Annotated in this window: 15 protein-coding genes; 9 read left to right on the forward strand and 6 right to left on the reverse strand. The window is 41.0% G+C overall.

Features of this window, described 5'->3' with window-relative positions; genetic code table 11:
* Nucleotides 1-127 precede the first annotated feature (127 nt).
* Genes A374_RS15750 through A374_RS15760 form a run of 3 tightly spaced genes read left to right on the forward strand, consistent with a single transcriptional unit; the run spans nt 128 to nt 3,956 of the window.
* Nucleotides 128-607 (forward strand): DinB family protein, encoded by a 480-nt coding sequence (locus tag A374_RS15750; RefSeq protein ID WP_007203228.1) that lies wholly within the window; start codon nt 128-130, stop codon nt 605-607.
* The gene (locus A374_RS15755; RefSeq protein WP_007203229.1) at nt 608-2,326 is read left to right on the forward strand and encodes an ABC transporter ATP-binding protein; all 1,719 of its coding nucleotides are present in this window, start codon (nt 608-610) and stop codon (nt 2,324-2,326) included. It begins immediately after the preceding gene.
* A 1-nt stretch (nt 2,327) separates the two neighbouring features.
* Nucleotides 2,328-3,956 carry an ABC transporter ATP-binding protein gene (locus A374_RS15760; RefSeq protein ID WP_007203230.1) on the forward strand — a complete coding sequence of 543 codons (1,629 nt, stop codon included), beginning with the start codon at nt 2,328-2,330 and terminating at the stop codon, nt 3,954-3,956.
* Between the two features lie 60 nt (nt 3,957-4,016).
* Here A374_RS15760 and A374_RS15765 read toward each other — a convergent pair whose 3' ends face one another.
* The 3 genes from A374_RS15765 to A374_RS15775 all read right to left on the reverse strand — a co-directional run bounded on the left by A374_RS15765 (nt 4,017) and on the right by A374_RS15775 (nt 6,383).
* A complete protein-coding gene (locus A374_RS15765; RefSeq protein WP_007203231.1) occupies nt 4,017-4,919 on the reverse strand; it encodes a hypothetical protein in 903 nt (300 codons plus the stop codon).
* Nucleotides 4,920-5,021: 102 nt separating this feature from the next.
* The gene (locus A374_RS15770) at nt 5,022-5,732 is read right to left on the reverse strand and encodes an MBL fold metallo-hydrolase (RefSeq protein ID WP_007203232.1); all 711 of its coding nucleotides are present in this window, start codon (nt 5,730-5,732) and stop codon (nt 5,022-5,024) included.
* A 75-nt stretch (nt 5,733-5,807) separates the two neighbouring features.
* Entirely contained in the window at nt 5,808-6,383 is a 576-nt protein-coding gene (locus A374_RS15775) for a hypothetical protein (RefSeq protein ID WP_007203233.1), read from the reverse strand.
* 289 nt (nt 6,384-6,672) lie between these two features.
* On the opposite strand from A374_RS15775, the gene A374_RS15780 reads away from it, so the two are divergent.
* From A374_RS15780 to A374_RS15805, 6 genes are all read left to right on the forward strand, one after another.
* Nucleotides 6,673-7,416: a hypothetical protein gene (locus tag A374_RS15780; protein WP_007203234.1), complete on the forward strand. Its 744-nt coding sequence runs from the start codon at nt 6,673-6,675 to the stop codon at nt 7,414-7,416.
* A 186-nt stretch (nt 7,417-7,602) separates the two neighbouring features.
* The gene (locus tag A374_RS15785; protein ID WP_007203235.1) at nt 7,603-8,007 is read left to right on the forward strand and encodes a hypothetical protein; all 405 of its coding nucleotides are present in this window, start codon (nt 7,603-7,605) and stop codon (nt 8,005-8,007) included.
* Nucleotides 8,008-8,021: 14 nt separating this feature from the next.
* On the forward strand, nt 8,022-8,663 hold the full coding sequence (locus A374_RS15790) for a hypothetical protein (RefSeq protein ID WP_007203236.1): 642 nt from the start codon (nt 8,022-8,024) through the stop codon (nt 8,661-8,663).
* Between the two features lie 218 nt (nt 8,664-8,881).
* Nucleotides 8,882-9,724, forward strand: coding sequence for a phospholipase C (locus A374_RS15795; RefSeq protein WP_007203237.1), 843 nt, complete (start codon nt 8,882-8,884; stop codon nt 9,722-9,724).
* 109 nt (nt 9,725-9,833) lie between these two features.
* Nucleotides 9,834-11,552 (forward strand): ABC transporter ATP-binding protein, encoded by a 1,719-nt coding sequence (locus A374_RS15800; RefSeq protein WP_156793247.1) that lies wholly within the window; start codon nt 9,834-9,836, stop codon nt 11,550-11,552.
* 284 nt (nt 11,553-11,836) lie between these two features.
* A complete protein-coding gene (locus A374_RS15805; protein ID WP_007203239.1) occupies nt 11,837-12,235 on the forward strand; it encodes a DUF2178 domain-containing protein in 399 nt (132 codons plus the stop codon).
* 44 nt (nt 12,236-12,279) lie between these two features.
* Here A374_RS15805 and A374_RS15810 read toward each other — a convergent pair whose 3' ends face one another.
* The 3 genes from A374_RS15810 to A374_RS15820 all read right to left on the reverse strand — a co-directional run bounded on the left by A374_RS15810 (nt 12,280) and on the right by A374_RS15820 (nt 16,793).
* A complete protein-coding gene (locus tag A374_RS15810) occupies nt 12,280-13,611 on the reverse strand; it encodes a zinc ribbon domain-containing protein (RefSeq protein WP_007203240.1) in 1,332 nt (443 codons plus the stop codon).
* Nucleotides 13,612-13,793: 182 nt separating this feature from the next.
* Nucleotides 13,794-15,191 (reverse strand): zinc ribbon domain-containing protein, encoded by a 1,398-nt coding sequence (locus A374_RS15815; protein ID WP_007203241.1) that lies wholly within the window; start codon nt 15,189-15,191, stop codon nt 13,794-13,796.
* Nucleotides 15,192-15,215: 24 nt separating this feature from the next.
* Nucleotides 15,216-16,793 carry a zinc ribbon domain-containing protein gene (locus A374_RS15820; protein ID WP_007203242.1) on the reverse strand — a complete coding sequence of 526 codons (1,578 nt, stop codon included), beginning with the start codon at nt 16,791-16,793 and terminating at the stop codon, nt 15,216-15,218.
* Nucleotides 16,794-16,800 lie beyond the last annotated feature (7 nt).

Consider the following 16,800-nt stretch of genomic DNA (forward strand, 5'->3'; position numbering starts at 1 on the left):
TATGTAAGAATTTCACTTTAATTGTAAACCTTTACCTTTTTGCATGTCTAGCTCTTTTAACGTTTGCAGGGAATATCCAAAAGAACAAGAATTCTTTATCTAGAAAATAAGAAAGGAAGTGTTACACATGTATTGTACGATTTCAGATTTTATACAAGAGTGGAACCGCGAAGCATCATTAACACAAGCTGTACTTGATCGTTTAACGGATGAGTCTCTCACACAACGCGTCGACCATGAGGGCCGCACGTTAGGGGAGATTGCTTGGCATTTTACAACTAATATTCCTGAGTATCTTCAGCATTTTGGGGTAAGGATGAGTGCCGATTATTTGGGCAAAAAGGTACCTGCTTCAGCAAAAGAAATCGCGCATGTGTTTACAGAAATTAGCCAAGGAGCGAGTGAGGCCATTGCTGAGCAGTGGAATGATGTGTCCTTGCAGGAAGTCCAAAATGCGTTCGGACGCCAAGAAACAAACGCGACGATTTTCTTCGGACTTATTAAGCATATTGTTCATCATAGAGGGCAAGTTACAGTTCTGATGCGCCAGGCAGGAGTAGTGCCATTTGGGGTTTATGGGCCGACGAGAGAGGGCGTTTCATCGTAAATGAAAAGCAAAGATAAACCAGTGCTGTGGAGGGTGGAACTAATTCCGCGTTTCAAAGCGTTTAGAGGAAAAATGCTCCTTTTATGTCTTTTAACAACCATAGGAGCAGGCCTAGCGACCGTTCCGCCCCTACTAATTGGTACGATTGTTGACGAACTTTCAGGTGAGACGCATTCCTTTTCATTAAGCCAATTATGTGTCTCGCTTTTTTTTATCATTATTTTATGCGAGCTAGTTAGCGTAAGCCGTCAATACTTTGCTGCGGTGTTATCGTTGGACATCGTAAGCAAGCTGCGAACAGATATGTTGGAAGTGCTACCAAGGAAGGATTTAGCCTTTTATAGTACGACTCCCCGAGGCGAAATTTTACAATGGTTTACTGATGATCTACAAGAAGTACAACGATTTAGCTTGGAAACGGTACCGCAATTTTTGTATGAAACGGTTCTTGCCATTGGTGGGCTGTGTATCATTGCATACATTTACTGGCCATTTTTGTTTATTGTAGTTGCCATTTATGTAATGTACATAGGGCCGTTACATTATTTTGGTTCGATTCAGCGAAAAACGTCTGCAAAGTTAAGCCATCATAAGGCGATGCTGCGTCAAAAGTCGTTGCAGAACTTTGAGGCAATGAAGCAAATTAAATTGCTTGGAACAGAAGAGAAAGAAAGAGAAGGAGTGGAACAATTACATACGCAATGGGCTAAATTACTACAAGCACGTTATCAAACAATGAATCGTTTTAAAAATTTCCCGCGGGTACTGGATGCTTTAGCACCCGCTCTTCTCTTTGCAGTAGGGGGTTGGCAAGTTTTTGCGGGTGAGTTAACGATTGGGGATCTTGTTATTGTGACAGGGTACGTAACAACGTTAAATGCACCACTGCGTTCCTACTCAGCGACATTTCTCGGTATGAAAGATATTGAAAAACGATTAGTGAACATTGCTCGTTGGCTAGCTGGTAAAAATAAAGAAGATGACAGGCTCTTTCCGCCCCTGCGTGGTAACATCGAATTTCGAAACGTGTGGTATGAAGTTGAGCAAAAGCCAATTTTAAAAAACGTTTCATTTACGATTCATGCAGGAGAGCATGTAGCTATTGTTGGCTTATCAGGCTCGGGGAAAAGTACAGTGCTGCGCTTACTAGCAAAGCTTTTTGAACGTTATAGCGGAGAAATTACAATCGACAGCTTCGATCTGAAACAGTATACATACCGTTCAACGAACATTGGATTTGTTACACAATCACCATTTCTTTTTAACGGCACGATAGATGACAACTTGAAGTGGATGTACCGTACTTCTATAGATGAAAGAGAGACTCTTTTGCGCGACCTGAATGTTAGCAAAGATATAATGCTACAGAATGAGGTAGGTGAGAATGGCTCCTTATTATCTGGTGGACAAAAACAGCGAATTGCGGTGGCTCGTACGATTTTAAGTCAGCCAGATTTCGTGCTTTTAGATGAAGTGACGTCTTCTCTAGATCGGACCAATGAAGTCAACGTTATGAATGCGTTGACGCGTGCTTTTCAACATAAAACGATGCTTTTTATTGCACATAAGCTAGAGACCGTTGTGTATGCTCAGCGCATTTTAGTCTTTCACGAGGGAGAGCTAGTGGAGGAGGGCACCCATGAGCAATTAGTGGAGAGGGACGGTCATTACCGCATGTTATGGGAGCATGCTAGCGTTGAGCAAGGAGTGAATCATTAAGATGAAATCAGCTATTCGTCAAGTACTCGTAACTCATGGTTACTCAATTGTCCTAGCCATCGTACTCATTACGAGTCGTGCGCTCCTACTACTTCTTCCACCTCTTTTAACGAGTTATCTTATTGATGTCGTTTTACCTCATCAGAATCAATCTTTATTAATAGGTGTTGCGCTATGTATTTTTTTAATACCTGTTGTTTCAGGAAGTCTATACATGTGGGATTTGCGGGTATGTTCTTTTGTGTTAGCTGTAGCAGTGAGTGCACGGACGCACATATATAGTGCGATCCAACAGCGTGCACTTTCTTGGTTTCACAGCATGAAAATGAATGATATTCTTCAGCGGTATTTAGATGAAACGGAAAAGGTAACGCTCTTTTTTTATCAAGGCATTGGCAATGTAATTTGGTTGAGCGTAACGATTATTTTAGGAATGGCGTATATATTTTATCAAAGTTATGGAATGGCTTTCGGCTTACTGCTACTTATGATTTGTCAGTTGTTTATTTTGACGAAAATAACAGCCCGTTATCAACGACATTATCAAAAGGTTGTTGAATCGCAAGCAATTCTTGGTGATTCGATTCGCGAAATGATCACAGGAATTGAAGTTGTTAAAAGCATGCATCATTTTTCCGTACTTCAGCAGCGTGATCAAGCAAAGGTGACAGCGTATATGCAAACGTACAAACAGACGCTACAGATTAAATATCGGGCGATGCTCCTACGTGTCTTTTTTAGCAGTCTATCCGTGGCCTTTCTCTATTACTATGGTGGATCTCTTGTTATGGTACAAGCGCTAACGGTAGGCCAATTAGTAGCTGTTGTTGCCATCTTTCTTTGGATTACCCCCGCATTAACAGCATATCAACAGCTACTCATTGACATGAAGGAAATAAAGCTGTTACTCAAACGAATTCAAGCACTATATAATCCACCACTAGCTGCTACACTAGCACGGCACACGAAGGCACGTATTACCCCTATACGTGTACAAAATCTAGCAGTCATTGACGATGACGGCAAGACCCTATTAAGAGACATTAACTATGAATTTGAAGCTCATAAAAGCTATGCCATTATTGGCGAAAGTGGGACGGGGAAATCTACATTTGCTCATTGTTTACTAGGATTACTGATCCCCTCACAAGGGACAGTGCTGTACAATGGTGAACCGTACGAGCATTTACAACAAGACTATGTCAAAAAACTTTTGTATGGTGTAAGTCAAAATATTCAGTTGCAGAGCGGAAGTATTTATGATAATTTGCGCTATGCCAATGACCAGAGTTCACTACAAGAGATTGAGGAAAGTTTGGCTGTGGTAGCTTTACATGATTGGATGCAATCATTGCCCAATGGACTGGATACAGACATTGGGGAATTGGGTTCCAAAATCTCTGGTGGCGAGCTACAACGAATTGAGATCGCAAGGGCGGTCTTGCGTCGACCTGCTGTCCTTATTTTAGATGAAGCAACGAGCGCATTAGATTATAGAACCGAGCATCAAGTCTTAAGAAATCTTAGAGAAAAGCTGCCGAATACGACAATCATTATCATCACCCATAGAGTCAATCATCTCATTGAGGTAGACGGTGTTTTATCATTGTGTAAAGAGACAACGCAATAGGTAAAGTTTGTTCTCGATGAATTGCGAAGCTGCTTCTATAAACAGAACAGCTTCTTTTTTTTATTCGTCTTCTAACCAGTCATAGTCGCTTTGTTGCATGACCCACTCTACTAGGGATGCTGAAGAGGAAGTCGCTTCTAACCAGTTATAGCTTTGGTTCTCATTTGCCACTTCATGACGCTTGTCTACGATCAAGACGCCATAGAGCGCACCGTACAAATATTGCGTAAAGCTTTGGCGGATTTTACCTCGTTTGTATTGATAGACAGTCACTTTGAAACTTTGAATAATGCTTGGTACGAGGTGTTCAATTGGTGTGGAGCGGAAGTCTAGCTTTTTATACGCCATACGTGCCGTTTGCCATAGACTACAAATTTCAGATGCGCTTGTGAAAAAAGAGCGTACGGCATTAATAAAATCACGTGGAATGTAAGTGGGAAGATACGAATAGTCAAGAACCGTTGACGGGACGATGGTCTCCTTACGTATGGTTTTGGTGTTTAATTCTTTTGTTTCAGGTCTTAACGTTTCAGGGGGCGCTAAAGGCGCTTCTTCCCTTTGTTCTGTAGGGATGTCACGCTCCTTGCGTTCTGTCAAATACGGTGGGGTCGTTCCGTCATAGTAGTGAAAAATAAAAATATTATGTGCATAGCCACCACTCTTGCGGATCGTGTGAAGAGTTGAAAGAATCCCAAGTTTGCGTGCTTTACGTAACATGCGTTCGACCGTTGAACGCGAGATTCCGCCGTTTTTATAGCAAGCTGCCACAAGTTTACAGATGCGTGCGTTACAAACACCAATTACTTTGACACTGTAGCGTGTTAACTGTTGAAACGCCAGGCGCTCGCCTTTCGTAAAGCGGTGGCCATAATCTTTCAAAAAGCGGGCATTTGAACTATTAAATTCTTGTACACTTTGAAATTCACTGTAGTTTTGAAATGTAGAAATGTGCCCAGGGTTCATAACCAATCGTCCTCTCTATCATAAAGTGAAGAAACATCCTCACTTTGTAAATAGAGAAAAGTTACGAAAAAGTAGCATGGACATGAAAAAAAAGTCAAGATATCATATCTTGACTTCAACCACCCCAAAACCGAGCGCCTTTGCATCATTACTAGAAAATTGTGCGTCGAGGTGCATGCACCATACACGGGAGCGCCGTTCGGGTGGGATGAGCGCTTGTAGCTTTGCGAGCGATAAGTGAACGTTTCCTGGAGTATCGAAGCTGCATGTGTCTTGATAGAGGGCGTGTAGCTCGTTTTGTGCTAGCATGGTTTGAATGCGAGCAGGAATGATTTGGCTATCGCCGCTATAATAGATGGTCGTGCCCTCTTGTGAAAGTAAGTAGCCGTAGCACGCAAGCTCTGGGGCGTGAATCGTTGGAATGGCTTCGATTGTTAGAGAAAAGGCTTTGAGTACAGCTGTTTCAGTTAGTTCTTGAGCGGTGTAAAAGGTCGGTGTTACGCCCATATGCGTAAGCAAGTCTTGCACGTGTAAGTCAGGTGGTGAGAGGACCGTTACCCGTGGAGATAGCGAACCGATCACATAATAGCTGTAAAAGATTAAATCGCCAAGTGAGCCGACATGATCGGGGTGGGTATGTGTCAGCAGCACCGTAATGTGGTCTACATCGTCTAACAGGCGAAAACGTTGTAAGCGCTCAAATGTCGCGCTACCACAATCGATAAGAAAAAGATGGTTGTTATGTTTCATGTATGCGCCGTTGTTGCCTAGTTCGGTATGAAAGGCACTGCCGCAGCCAATAAAGTTAATCATAGGATCACCCTTTCTTTATTAAAGTAGTTTAAGTATAAAGAGAAAAGCAGCGAAAGTCGCTGCTTAAAAAGGGATTTAGTTAGTGGTTGAAGGCATTTCCGGCGTTGTTAGTTTAATGTTATGTTTGTCGGCTAAGTCTTTAACAGCTTTTTTATACTCAGAGAAATCCTCTATCGTTTGTTTAAAATGTTGCGCAATTTCTTGACCTTCTTTTGTTTTTTCTGCATTAGGACCTGTTAGATTCTTTAGTTTAACCATTGATTTATAACCGGTTAGCTGATTGTTGATTCCATCCAAATATTTTTGATGCGCTTTTTTTAACTCAGGAGATTGTAACTGTATAGAAGATACTTTCTTATAAAATTTTTCGTAAGGAGGAATAATATCATTTTTCAACGTGTCTTTTAATTGCTGATCATCTTTATAATCCTCACTTACTGCTTTTGTGTATTTTTGCATAATGCTTACTTCTTCATCACGATAACCTGGCACTGTTTTATTAACATACGTAGTAAGCTCTTCTTTCTCGCTAACTTTCTTCTGCTCTTGCCCATTCCCTTTTGAAGAAGATGATGTTGTTGAGCTCATATTACAAGCAGAAAGCGCAAGTGTCCCAACTAATACAAAGCTTACGAAAATTCCCTTTTTCATGATGATCACTCCTTATATCCATTTAATTCCCATTATGACATAAGTATAATGTGATTTCCTTATATTAGAATAAAATGCAGCGAAACACCTAGAAGGAAACGAACGAACTGGTAAGTAATACCCTGTATGATCTGAAATTAATATTTATTTAATGGTAAAAAATGCAGTCATCGACTACTGTTAGTGGGGACCGAGGGTACGTTACATAAAGTAGGATCAAAATGCAATAAGACGGTTGTGAGGAAGTGCGCTACAATAGGGAGTGGCACGTATGAAATAGGGGGTACCTATGAGGACGTTTGTAGAAGCTTGGAACGTATTAAAACATAATAAACGATTAGTATGGGGACCAATCTTTGTGTTAATGATTACAGGGGTTTGTTTATTACTAGGCCTAACGGTTTTTCTAGATTTACAAGGATTAGAGAATAACCTCATTGATTTCTCAGTAACGATGGATTGGGAAACTTTTCTTGAACAATCCGGAATTGAAAATATGCTGCTGATCGTGTTTCTTCTCTTGTGGATTGGCATTACAGTGTTTTCAATTAGCGGGATGCTAGCGATGGCTCAACAGGCAATCGATCATAACCGTGGTGTGCTTTGGCGCTACTTTTCTGGGGGAGTGTATTACTTTAGTAGAATAAGTTTCTTAGTAATAACCTTTTTCCTCTTATCAGGCGCAGCTCTTTATGGATTGTTCTACGGATTAATAGCCTACATTCCTGTGATGCTTGTGCTCATGGTGCTTGTTGTTAGTGTGCTGTTGCTGCTGTTAATCATGGCGGTCATTGGCGTCGTTTCTGAAGATGTATCACTCATCGAAGTATGCAAGAGGGGCTTTCGCGTGAAATGGCAAGGATATGTGCTTGGACTAGGAATGTTTGTTGTCATGGGCGTCTTCAATGCGCTCGTAGAATTTCTCTTTTTATATTCCTTCGTTCTAGCAAGCGTTGGCTTTGTCTTGTATCTCGTGTTAACTACGTATTTTAATGTGTGGATCATTGTGCTGTATCGTCACTATAAACGCTAGCGTGTAAGGGTGCTATGAAACACTGTAGCACTCTTTTTTATTTAAAAGTAGGTAAAAAGATATAAAAGATTTAAAAAATTCTGAAAAAAATGTTGAAATGTTGCGAATTTAATAGTAAATTATTCCTAAGCAGTTACCCACCAAGAACTTTCAGCATAGAAGACTGTATTTCTAAGTGAGGTGAAGATGGTGGTTACGAAGAAAGATGTAAAGTTCGTTGCTAAGAATTATGAGTGGATGTATTCTATTGAAAATTTACTTCGTAAGTTCGTGCAAGAACAATCCGAAGTCTTATTCGGAAAAGAGTGGGAAAAGTGGGTGCAAGGGTCATTTAACTCCCATAAAGAAGCAAAATCCTTTCAGGCGACTACGTATGAAGAAATGCTTGATATGTTTCGTCAGCTTCCACATCTTCGTCATATCCTTCCAGAGTATTTAATTGTTCAACTCCATCGATTATCTCCTATTCGTCAGCGCATTACAGCATTTCAAATGATTGAAGAAGAAGACGCCGAGCGCTTAAAAAGCAGCTATTGGGGCGTGATGAACCGCAAATCTTTCCGAAAACGACGCAGTCTTCAAATGTCGTGAGAGGAGACTTGTAGATGGCACCTAAAGCTTATGGCATCTTTTCTGTTCGCAACAATGAATGCTTTCGCGATCACGCCTATCTTCAATGGGGGAAAAGTGAAGTATCACTTGGCAGTTGTTTAATTCTCCATGCTCCAACGATTAGTGAAAAAGAAGCAGTAGATCGCCGTGCCCTTTCACCTCGTCAAACCTACGAAACAAAACAAATTCCACTGGATGCTACCATGCGTCAATTAGCCGCGTTTCTCACTCATTTGCATCATAATCAAAAATTGAATGGTCGATTACATATTTATAGTGTACTTCCTTTACAATGTGTGCGTCCTGGTGTGCCTGCGGAATACTTTGAATTTATAGCGTCTGAAACGTCAATGTCTAGTCCATTACCAACAGCTGAAGAACTTCGACGTCATCCGTGGCTTATCGTATCATGGGGTACGGTCCATCGATCGAGTTGGCGACGAACAGCCGCGGTGAAAAATAACTGGTTGCACGCGCTAAAAGAAAGCGGGATTTTATGTTTTGGTAAAAAAATTGCCTCAAAAGGAAAGTATGCGCTATACAATCATGTAGGTGCCATTCGTGGTAAAAATCAAGCGGATATTATGAAGCAGCTTACCTCTTATTATAATGAGGCGCGCAATGGGTCTCTTTAGTATATCGACTCAACAAGTGGCTTTGTAAAGCAGCGTAGCTCGTTCTTTATCTCTTTTTTACAATAGCTTAAAACGACCCACATACTTCTCTCGTATACTTTACCTATAAGGTAAACTCATTCTCTATTACTAGAAAATTCAGTAAAATAGGCGGACTATTTTTTTGGATTGCTATTGTAAAATAAAATGAGGAACGTAAAGGTAAAGGGGAGAGAATCATGAAAAAAACGTTTGTAGCGGTAGCAACAGCTGCCTTACTCGTAACTGGATTTCAAGGAAATGCGAGTGCCGAAGATGATGCACAACCACCGATTACAGCTAAATGGTCAGCTGAAGATCCGCACCACGAGGATACGAATACGCATTTATGGATTGTTCGTCATGCGATGGAAATTATGGCGAACAATAAAGACGTTGTAAAGCCGGGTGAGGTAGAGCAATTAAAACAGTGGCAATCCGATTTAGAGCAAGGTATTTATGATGCGGACCATGCTAATCCTTACTACGACAACGCCACGTTTGCTTCGCATTTCTATGATCCTGACACGGGCAAGTCCTACATTCCACTTGCCGCTCATGCGAAGACGACGAGCGTGAAATATTTTAAACGAGCGGGAGAAGCGTATCAAAAGGGAGATCATAAGCAAGCTTTTTATAACTTAGGGTTGGCATTACATTATATTGGCGATCTGAACCAACCGATGCATGCAGCGAACTTTACGAATCTATCTTATCCACAAGGCTTTCACTCTAAATATGAAAATTATGTGGATAGCTTTAAAGAAGACTATGCTGTGAAAGATGGAGAAGGCTATTGGCACTGGAAGGGAACAAATCCGGAAGATTGGTTGCATGGAACAGCGGTTGCAGCGAAAAAGGATTATCCTGATATTGTGAATGACACTACGAAAGCTTGGTTTGTAAAAGCGGCTGTGTCGAATAGCTATGCTGCTAAGTGGCGGGCTGCCGTCGTGCCGGCGACGGGTAAACGCTTAACAGAAGCGCAACGAATTTTAGCTGGTTACATGCAGCTATGGTTTGATACGTACGTGAATAAGTAAAAAATCTAAAAAGCATCTGCGCCTGTAGATGCTTTTTTTGCGCATGGAAATAACAGGGTGCTTATTGTACACTAAATAAGAACAAAGAAAGGGAAGTGAGGGGAACACCATCGATACAATCAGAAGATTTGCGGCTTACTATAAGCCGTATCGGGGCTTATTTTTACTTGATTTTGGCTGTGCTGTTTTTGTAGCCATATTAGAGCTAGCGTTTCCAGTGGCGATGAATCACGTGATTGATGATTTGCTGCCAACGAACAATTGGCGTTGGATTACGTTTGCTTGTATTGCATTGTTAGCTGTCTTTTTAATCGGAACCGTGATGAATTATGTGGTAGCCTACTTTGGTCATTGTCTTGGGGTAAATATAGAAACCGATATGCGTCGTGATTTATTTGCACGGTTGCAGCGCCATTCGTTTTCATTTTTTGATAATCATAAGACAGGACACCTTGTTTCGCGTTTAACAAATGACTTAATGGACATTGGTGAAGTCGCGCATCATGGTCCTGAAGATTTATTTATTGCCTTTATGACGATCATAGGTTCCTTTTCCATTATGTTTAGTATCAATTGGAAACTCGCGCTTATTTTAGCGGTGGCGGTACCGATTATTATCGTTGTTTCCTTGTATTATAGTAAGAAAATGTCTAATGCATTTCATAATATGTATGGAAAAATTGCCGGGTATAATGCACGCATTGAAAATAACATTGGCGGCATTCGCATCGTGCAATCGTTTACGAAAGAAGATCATGAGATTGCCTTGTTTCAAGATACGAATGCAAAATTTCGGTCCGCAAAACTAGGCGCTTATAAAATTATGGCACGCAGCAGCTCTATTAACTTTGCGCTGATGAAGGTTATTTTGTTGCTCGTTCTTGGCTGTGGTTCATGGTTTGTTATTCAAAAAGAAATGAGCTACGGAGAGTTTGTTGCCTTTGTTATGCTATCAACGGTGTTCATTGCGCCCGTAAAACATATTAATCAAATTTTAGAATTGTTGCCAAAAGGCTATGCGGGCTTTAAGCGCTACTTAGAGATGATGGACTTAGAGCCAGACATTCAAGATGCAAAAGATGCCATTGAGATGCCACGCATGCGTGGAGCAGTCACTTTTTCTGACGTTCATTTTCAGTACGAAGCGTCTCAAGAAGTGTTACAGCAGCTGTCGTTTTCAGTAAAACCAGGGGAGACGTTAGCGCTTGTTGGACCATCTGGTGGAGGGAAAACAACGATCTGTAGTTTAATTCCACGTTTTTATGACGTCACGTCTGGCAGTATTACAATTGATGATATTGATCTTCGTGATATGACACTAGCATCGTTACGCAGTCAAATTGGCGTGGTGCAACAAGATTTGTATTTATTTGATGGCAGCATCGCTGATAATATTCGCTATGGTAATTTTGAAGCGACTGAAGAACAAGTGTGGGATGCGGTGCGCAATGCGCAGCTTGAAGAGCTAGTTGCCTCTTTACCAGAAGGCTTGCAAACGATGATTGGTGAGCGAGGCGTGAAGCTATCCGGAGGTCAGAAACAACGCATTTCCATTGCGCGGATGTTCCTAAAAGACCCCGCCATCCTCATTCTAGATGAGGCGACGTCAGCACTGGATACGAAAACCGAACGTGCCATCCAAGTGGCCCTAGATCAACTGACGAAAGATCGCACCACCTTCATTATTGCGCATCGCCTTTCTACAATTCGCAATGCGGATAAAATTATTGTCGTCCGTGATGGTCACATTGAAGAAGAAGGTAGTCATGAACGGTTAATGAACGAAGAAGGTCACTATTATCAGCTTCTACAAACACAAACCGTATAGTAAAGGCGCGAGCGAAAGCTTGCGTCTTTTTTTAGAATGTAAAATGTCTTTGACATACCGCTTAGATGTCACTTATACTAAAAAATGTAAAGGGTGTTTTACATGGAATCGTTAAAGAACGAGAGCAATAAGAGAAAGAAGCATGTTAAATGTCTTAAGATCTCATTCTGACAAATCAAATCGGCTCTACTATCATCTCTTTACGTGCGATTGGGGTTCTACAAATTTTAGTTTATCTTATCTTGTCTAACATAAAACAGCACACTTGAAAGGATAAATCCGTGATGACAGCGATTAAAAAGGTTAGTATGATTGGCTCGTGGATCATCATCATTGCCATTGGTGGTCATGGCTTGTATACTTGGTTCACCGCTGGCGTCGTCAATGCGATGACACTTGTTTATTTTTCATTAGGGCTTGGCTTTTTGTTTCATACTCTTACATGGGGGAATATGAAGGGCAAACACGAGCATGAAAAAGATGAATTAGAACAGCACATTTCTCTAAAGAGTTCAAAGTACAGCTATTATATCTTGTTAGTAGTAATGATTCTTATACTAGTCATTTCAGAAAAAGCGACCGCCATGCAGGATCTAAAAAATATCCCACTTGTCATTGCTATCTGTTTAGCCTGGGTAACGATGCCGTTCACAGAGTGGCTTGTATCGAAAAAATATCGCTAAAAAAAAGCATGAACCATTCGACAGGATGGCTCATGCTTTTTTAGCTAGTTGACTAAAACGGGTTCTGCTAGCTTATAGACTTGTAAACTACCGGCATCAGAGCGTGATAAATAATATTTGGAGCGGAATTTCTTATGCTTACTAGAGCCATCAGCATATGTAATGGTATAGGCTTCATTAGTGGATACCGTAATCATGGTTGGTTTAGAAAAATCCACATTGGTTACTTCAAAATCATCAAGATATTCTTGAATGCCTTTCTTTTGAATATAGTCAACGTATTTACGTGCTTCATTGTAAGCGGGTCCTTTTGGATCGATATATGCCTCGGCGAGTCCGAAGTTACCAACGTTTAATGATTCAACAGAAGCAGTCGTATAGTCTAGCATAAAGTTCTTCACTTCGTCCGCTGTCATGCGTGGGAGTGTCTCATTTGGTTTGGCAGCTTGAACTTTTGGCTTGTTGTAATCAATCGGCAATGAGATTGAACCGCTGTTGCGGACGACGACGGTTTCACTTTTTAAGTGACCAACGTCAAACTTCTTTTCAGCATGCAGCGTAATGGAACCATCGGTTGCAATTGGCCCGATTTGTTGCACTTGGGCGATCGTTTTTCCTGTATCTTTTCCATTAATGAATAGGTGGGCGTCACTATAGTTGGACGTAAGGTTAATATATTCACCTTTTAGTGGCAAATCAATGGATGCTTTGTTGTCTTTTACATCATTCATTTCAAGGGTTGCTTCATCTTTTAACGTCGTATATGTGCCCTTATAAATGGCCTTTACTTTATGCTCACCTGGTAAGACATAGCCCGCATTGATTGTGCCGTCATTTTCCTCGAGGTTCCCCTTTTTTTGGCGATCCACATAGATTTCTGTATTTTTAAATGAAGAGGCTACCTTAACGGCAATCGGTTGAATGGCTACGATATAACGATCAAAAAAGAGCCACTCTGTGCCGTTACGTTTTAGTTGAAGCCATTTTTGATCATTGGTGCTCGTTACCGGGGCGATCACTTCCATGTCGCCATGAGCTTGTGCCTGTTTTTCTAAAGAATCCATTGTGGCCAATAGATTTCGGTCTTTTTTAGCATAAGAAATGAAACTCTGAACCGTTTGCGCATCAATCGTTACGTTAGATTGACCTTGCTCAAGAAATGTTTTCACTTTTTCCGTATCTTCGTTAAGAATCGCTTGCTTGAATGCTTGAATCGTTGCCTCTGGCCCTGTTTTTGCATTCATAATGAAATAGAATGTAACGCCTCCAATAAGTAGGAGAGCAATGGTTATAATAGAAATGAGAGCGGTTTTCTTCGGTTGTTTATTCTTTTGTGTAAAACGACTGCTTGTGGAAGCGTGTTCATTAGTGTTCATACGTGTACCCCTTTTTCTTTTCTCTTGAGATTGCTAGATTAGATTGAACGCATCCCTGCCTTTCTTACGCAAGACCTTATTCCTAGATTCGCGTTTCATTATAACAAATATTCAGGTAAAAAATGACTACTTTTTTAGGAAAATCATACAAAAAAGGTTCCCCGAAGAGAACCTTTCGTCCATTATTTAATAGGTTTTGGTTCATACATTTTATAGACGAGGACGTTTCCGGTTGATGAGAGTGAGAGAACGTAGTCTGATAGAAACTTTAATTGAACTTTGGAGCCATTTTTTCGTGTAATGGTATACGCTTCTTTTGTAGATACGAGCAGTTGGTTTGGTTTGGAGCGATCAATTTTTGTCACTTTGAAATCATCGAGTTGTTCTTTAAATCCTTCTTTTTCCACATGTTGAACGTAGCGCATAGCTTCATTGTAATGAGGACCTTTAGGATCGATATACGGCTCGGCGAGTGAAAAGTTGGTTTCATTTAAAGATGCGACTGAAGCAGTTGTATACGAGAGCATAAATTGCTCGATTGCTTCATCGCTCGTTGGTTTAACAGCATCAGAAGGTGGAGAGTCACCGGATGTTGGCTTTTTGTAATCGATTGGTAAAGCGACTGGTCCGCTAGAGCGGACGGTGACGGTTTCACTTTTTACCGTGCCAACGTCAAATTTCTTTTCAGCATAGAGTGAGAGTGATCCGTCGGTCGCAATGGGACCGAGTTCATGCAGTTCGGCCACGGTTTTTCCAGAGTCTTTGCCGTTAATAAATAGGCGTGCATCGTCATAGTTAGAGGTGAGGGTCACAAATTCTCCTTCGACTGGTACGTCTATTTTCAGCTTTGCGTCGTTCGCTTCATTCATTGGCAATGTTTTCTCTGCTTGTAGTGTTGTGTACTCGCCGTGATAGACGACTTTAAGTTTATGGTCACCAGGTAAAAGGGAGCGTAAGGTGACGGGTTGATCTTTCTTTGTAATCGTGGCTTTTTTCGTACCATCACAATAAACATTGGTATGATCATAATTAGAGGAAACGTCAACGGTTAGTGGTTTAACAACAAGTTGATAGTTGCTAAAAAAAAGCCACCGTGTGCCATCACGCTTCAGTTCAAACCATTTCGGTTCATTGGAGCCGAGCACAGGAATAATGACGTCTGCATCATTTTTTTGCTGCGCTTGTTTTTCTAGGGAAGCAAGAGATGCCTTTACGCCGTTTTCTTTTTTAGCATAGTTTATAAAATTACGAATCATCTCATCACTTACCGTAAGATCAGGTTGACCTTGGATAAGCATCTCTTTAACTGTAGCAATATCATCGCTCTTAATCGCTTGTTGAAACGTTGCAATCGTAGCTTCAGGTCCGAATTTTTTCTGCATGACGATATAAAATGTTACAGAAGCAACAAGCAAGCCAACGAGCGCACCAAGTGTTATAAGAAGAGGCTTTTTTGAACGTTTGTTTTGCTGCTGTCGTGTGGTAGGGGTAGTAGTCTCTATCGTTTGGGTAGCTCCACAATGTTTGCAAAATTTCGTGTGATCAGCTAATGGCTGACCACACGTTTTACAGAAATGCATACAATCACTTCCTTCTCGACTTCATTAGGATTTAAGGCGAAGTTTTGCTATGAAGCTACCAGCATAGGTTAGAAGGGCTGAGACAATGAGCGTGATGAATAGCGTAGACCAGAATGAAAAGCCAAAAAATGCTACGGAAGACGTCTCTTTAGACGACATTTCAGCAGAAAAGCTCATCCATGAAATGAACAGACTTGCTAATACCGCATACGTACAAGCAAAGACTCCGATTTGTTGAAGTAGTACTTGTCGATTATGCTGGTACATTTTATAGCCTGCGTAAATAAAAAGTGCGAGTGACAGAAGAATACCGCCATAAGCCAACCAATAGATGTGAACTTCTTGTTCAAGCATCTTTTTTACACCACTCATAAATAACGGTGGCTTATCCTCTGAAAAACCACCGAAAATAGAAAAGGTCGTCGTTTCTCCACCTTTTTCGATGAAATCAAAATGAAGATTACTTCCATTTAAAATGCTCCATAAAAAAATTCCAACCTGACTACCGACCGTCAGAAGCAATGTAAAATAGGAGTCCTTGCTACTGCTAGAATCAATCCATTGAATTGTAATCATGATAAAAACGAATAACATACTAATAAGAGTACCGCGCCATAGCGTCGCAAAAGCCTGGTGAAAGGCCATACCGTATTTCATTCGACTGACTAAATGCTTTGTGGTACGGAATGATCCGTATTGTAGAAGCATTCCAAGAAAGGAGAAGAGTGTAGCCAGTAAAAAAGCGTGGTAAAAGGCACTCCAAAACGAATAGTCTAAAGTGATTTCTTGAAGCGTGGAGCTCGAGTCTAATTTTATTTCTTTATCAAAAGAGAAGCCGGCAATGAAACTTGTTATGCCAATTATCACACTATAAAGAAAGCCGATGGCAAGAGACATTGTAAATCGTTCAAGGAGTGAGTCACTCGAACGAAAACGGGCATATACATAGCCTGCTACCGTAAAAAGAAGGATTGGAAGTAAGAGGAGCACGAAGAACCCACCTGAGAAAGAGGTGTTATACGCGTATTGTACATCTTCTGATCCGCTATCGCGTATTCTCGTTTTGGAGGCATCTAAGGTGCTACTCACACTGTGTAATCCCATGACCCAGTCGGTAATCCCTTTATAGGATTCTTGTTCTGTTGAAGTAGAAGATTTTACATTTCCAATAGCGACTTGCGGACTAAATAGTGCGTCTGTTGGTGATAATTCTTTTGAAGAATCGATCGTCGTATGTAAGACGAGAGCGAGCAAAATGACGACGATAAATGATGCAACGGTTGTAATAGCAGCAGTGAGTAATCGATGCGGTTGTAGCATGCTTTTTTGTAGATTGCGAACGCTGTCACTTTGAACATGCTGCTTCATTCGTGAATTTGCTGTTTCTAGGAGCGCTGCCGTTTTTGTCGGAGTAAGTAAGCTTTGGGCACAGTGTGCGCAGTAATTGGCGCTCGTGTTATTCTTTTCACCACAAGCTGAGCAGTACTGAGATTCGCGTTGCTTGAACGTCAGCCCCTCTTTTTTTGGCTGAAGTGCGGTGCCGTCGTATTGACAATAGTTGAAAAGTGGATCTTGGCTTTGACCACAGTGGCTACAATACATGCTTTAT

Source organism: Fictibacillus macauensis ZFHKF-1 (assembly GCF_000269865.1).
Classification (GTDB): domain Bacteria; phylum Bacillota; class Bacilli; order Bacillales; family Fictibacillaceae; genus Fictibacillus_C; species Fictibacillus_C macauensis.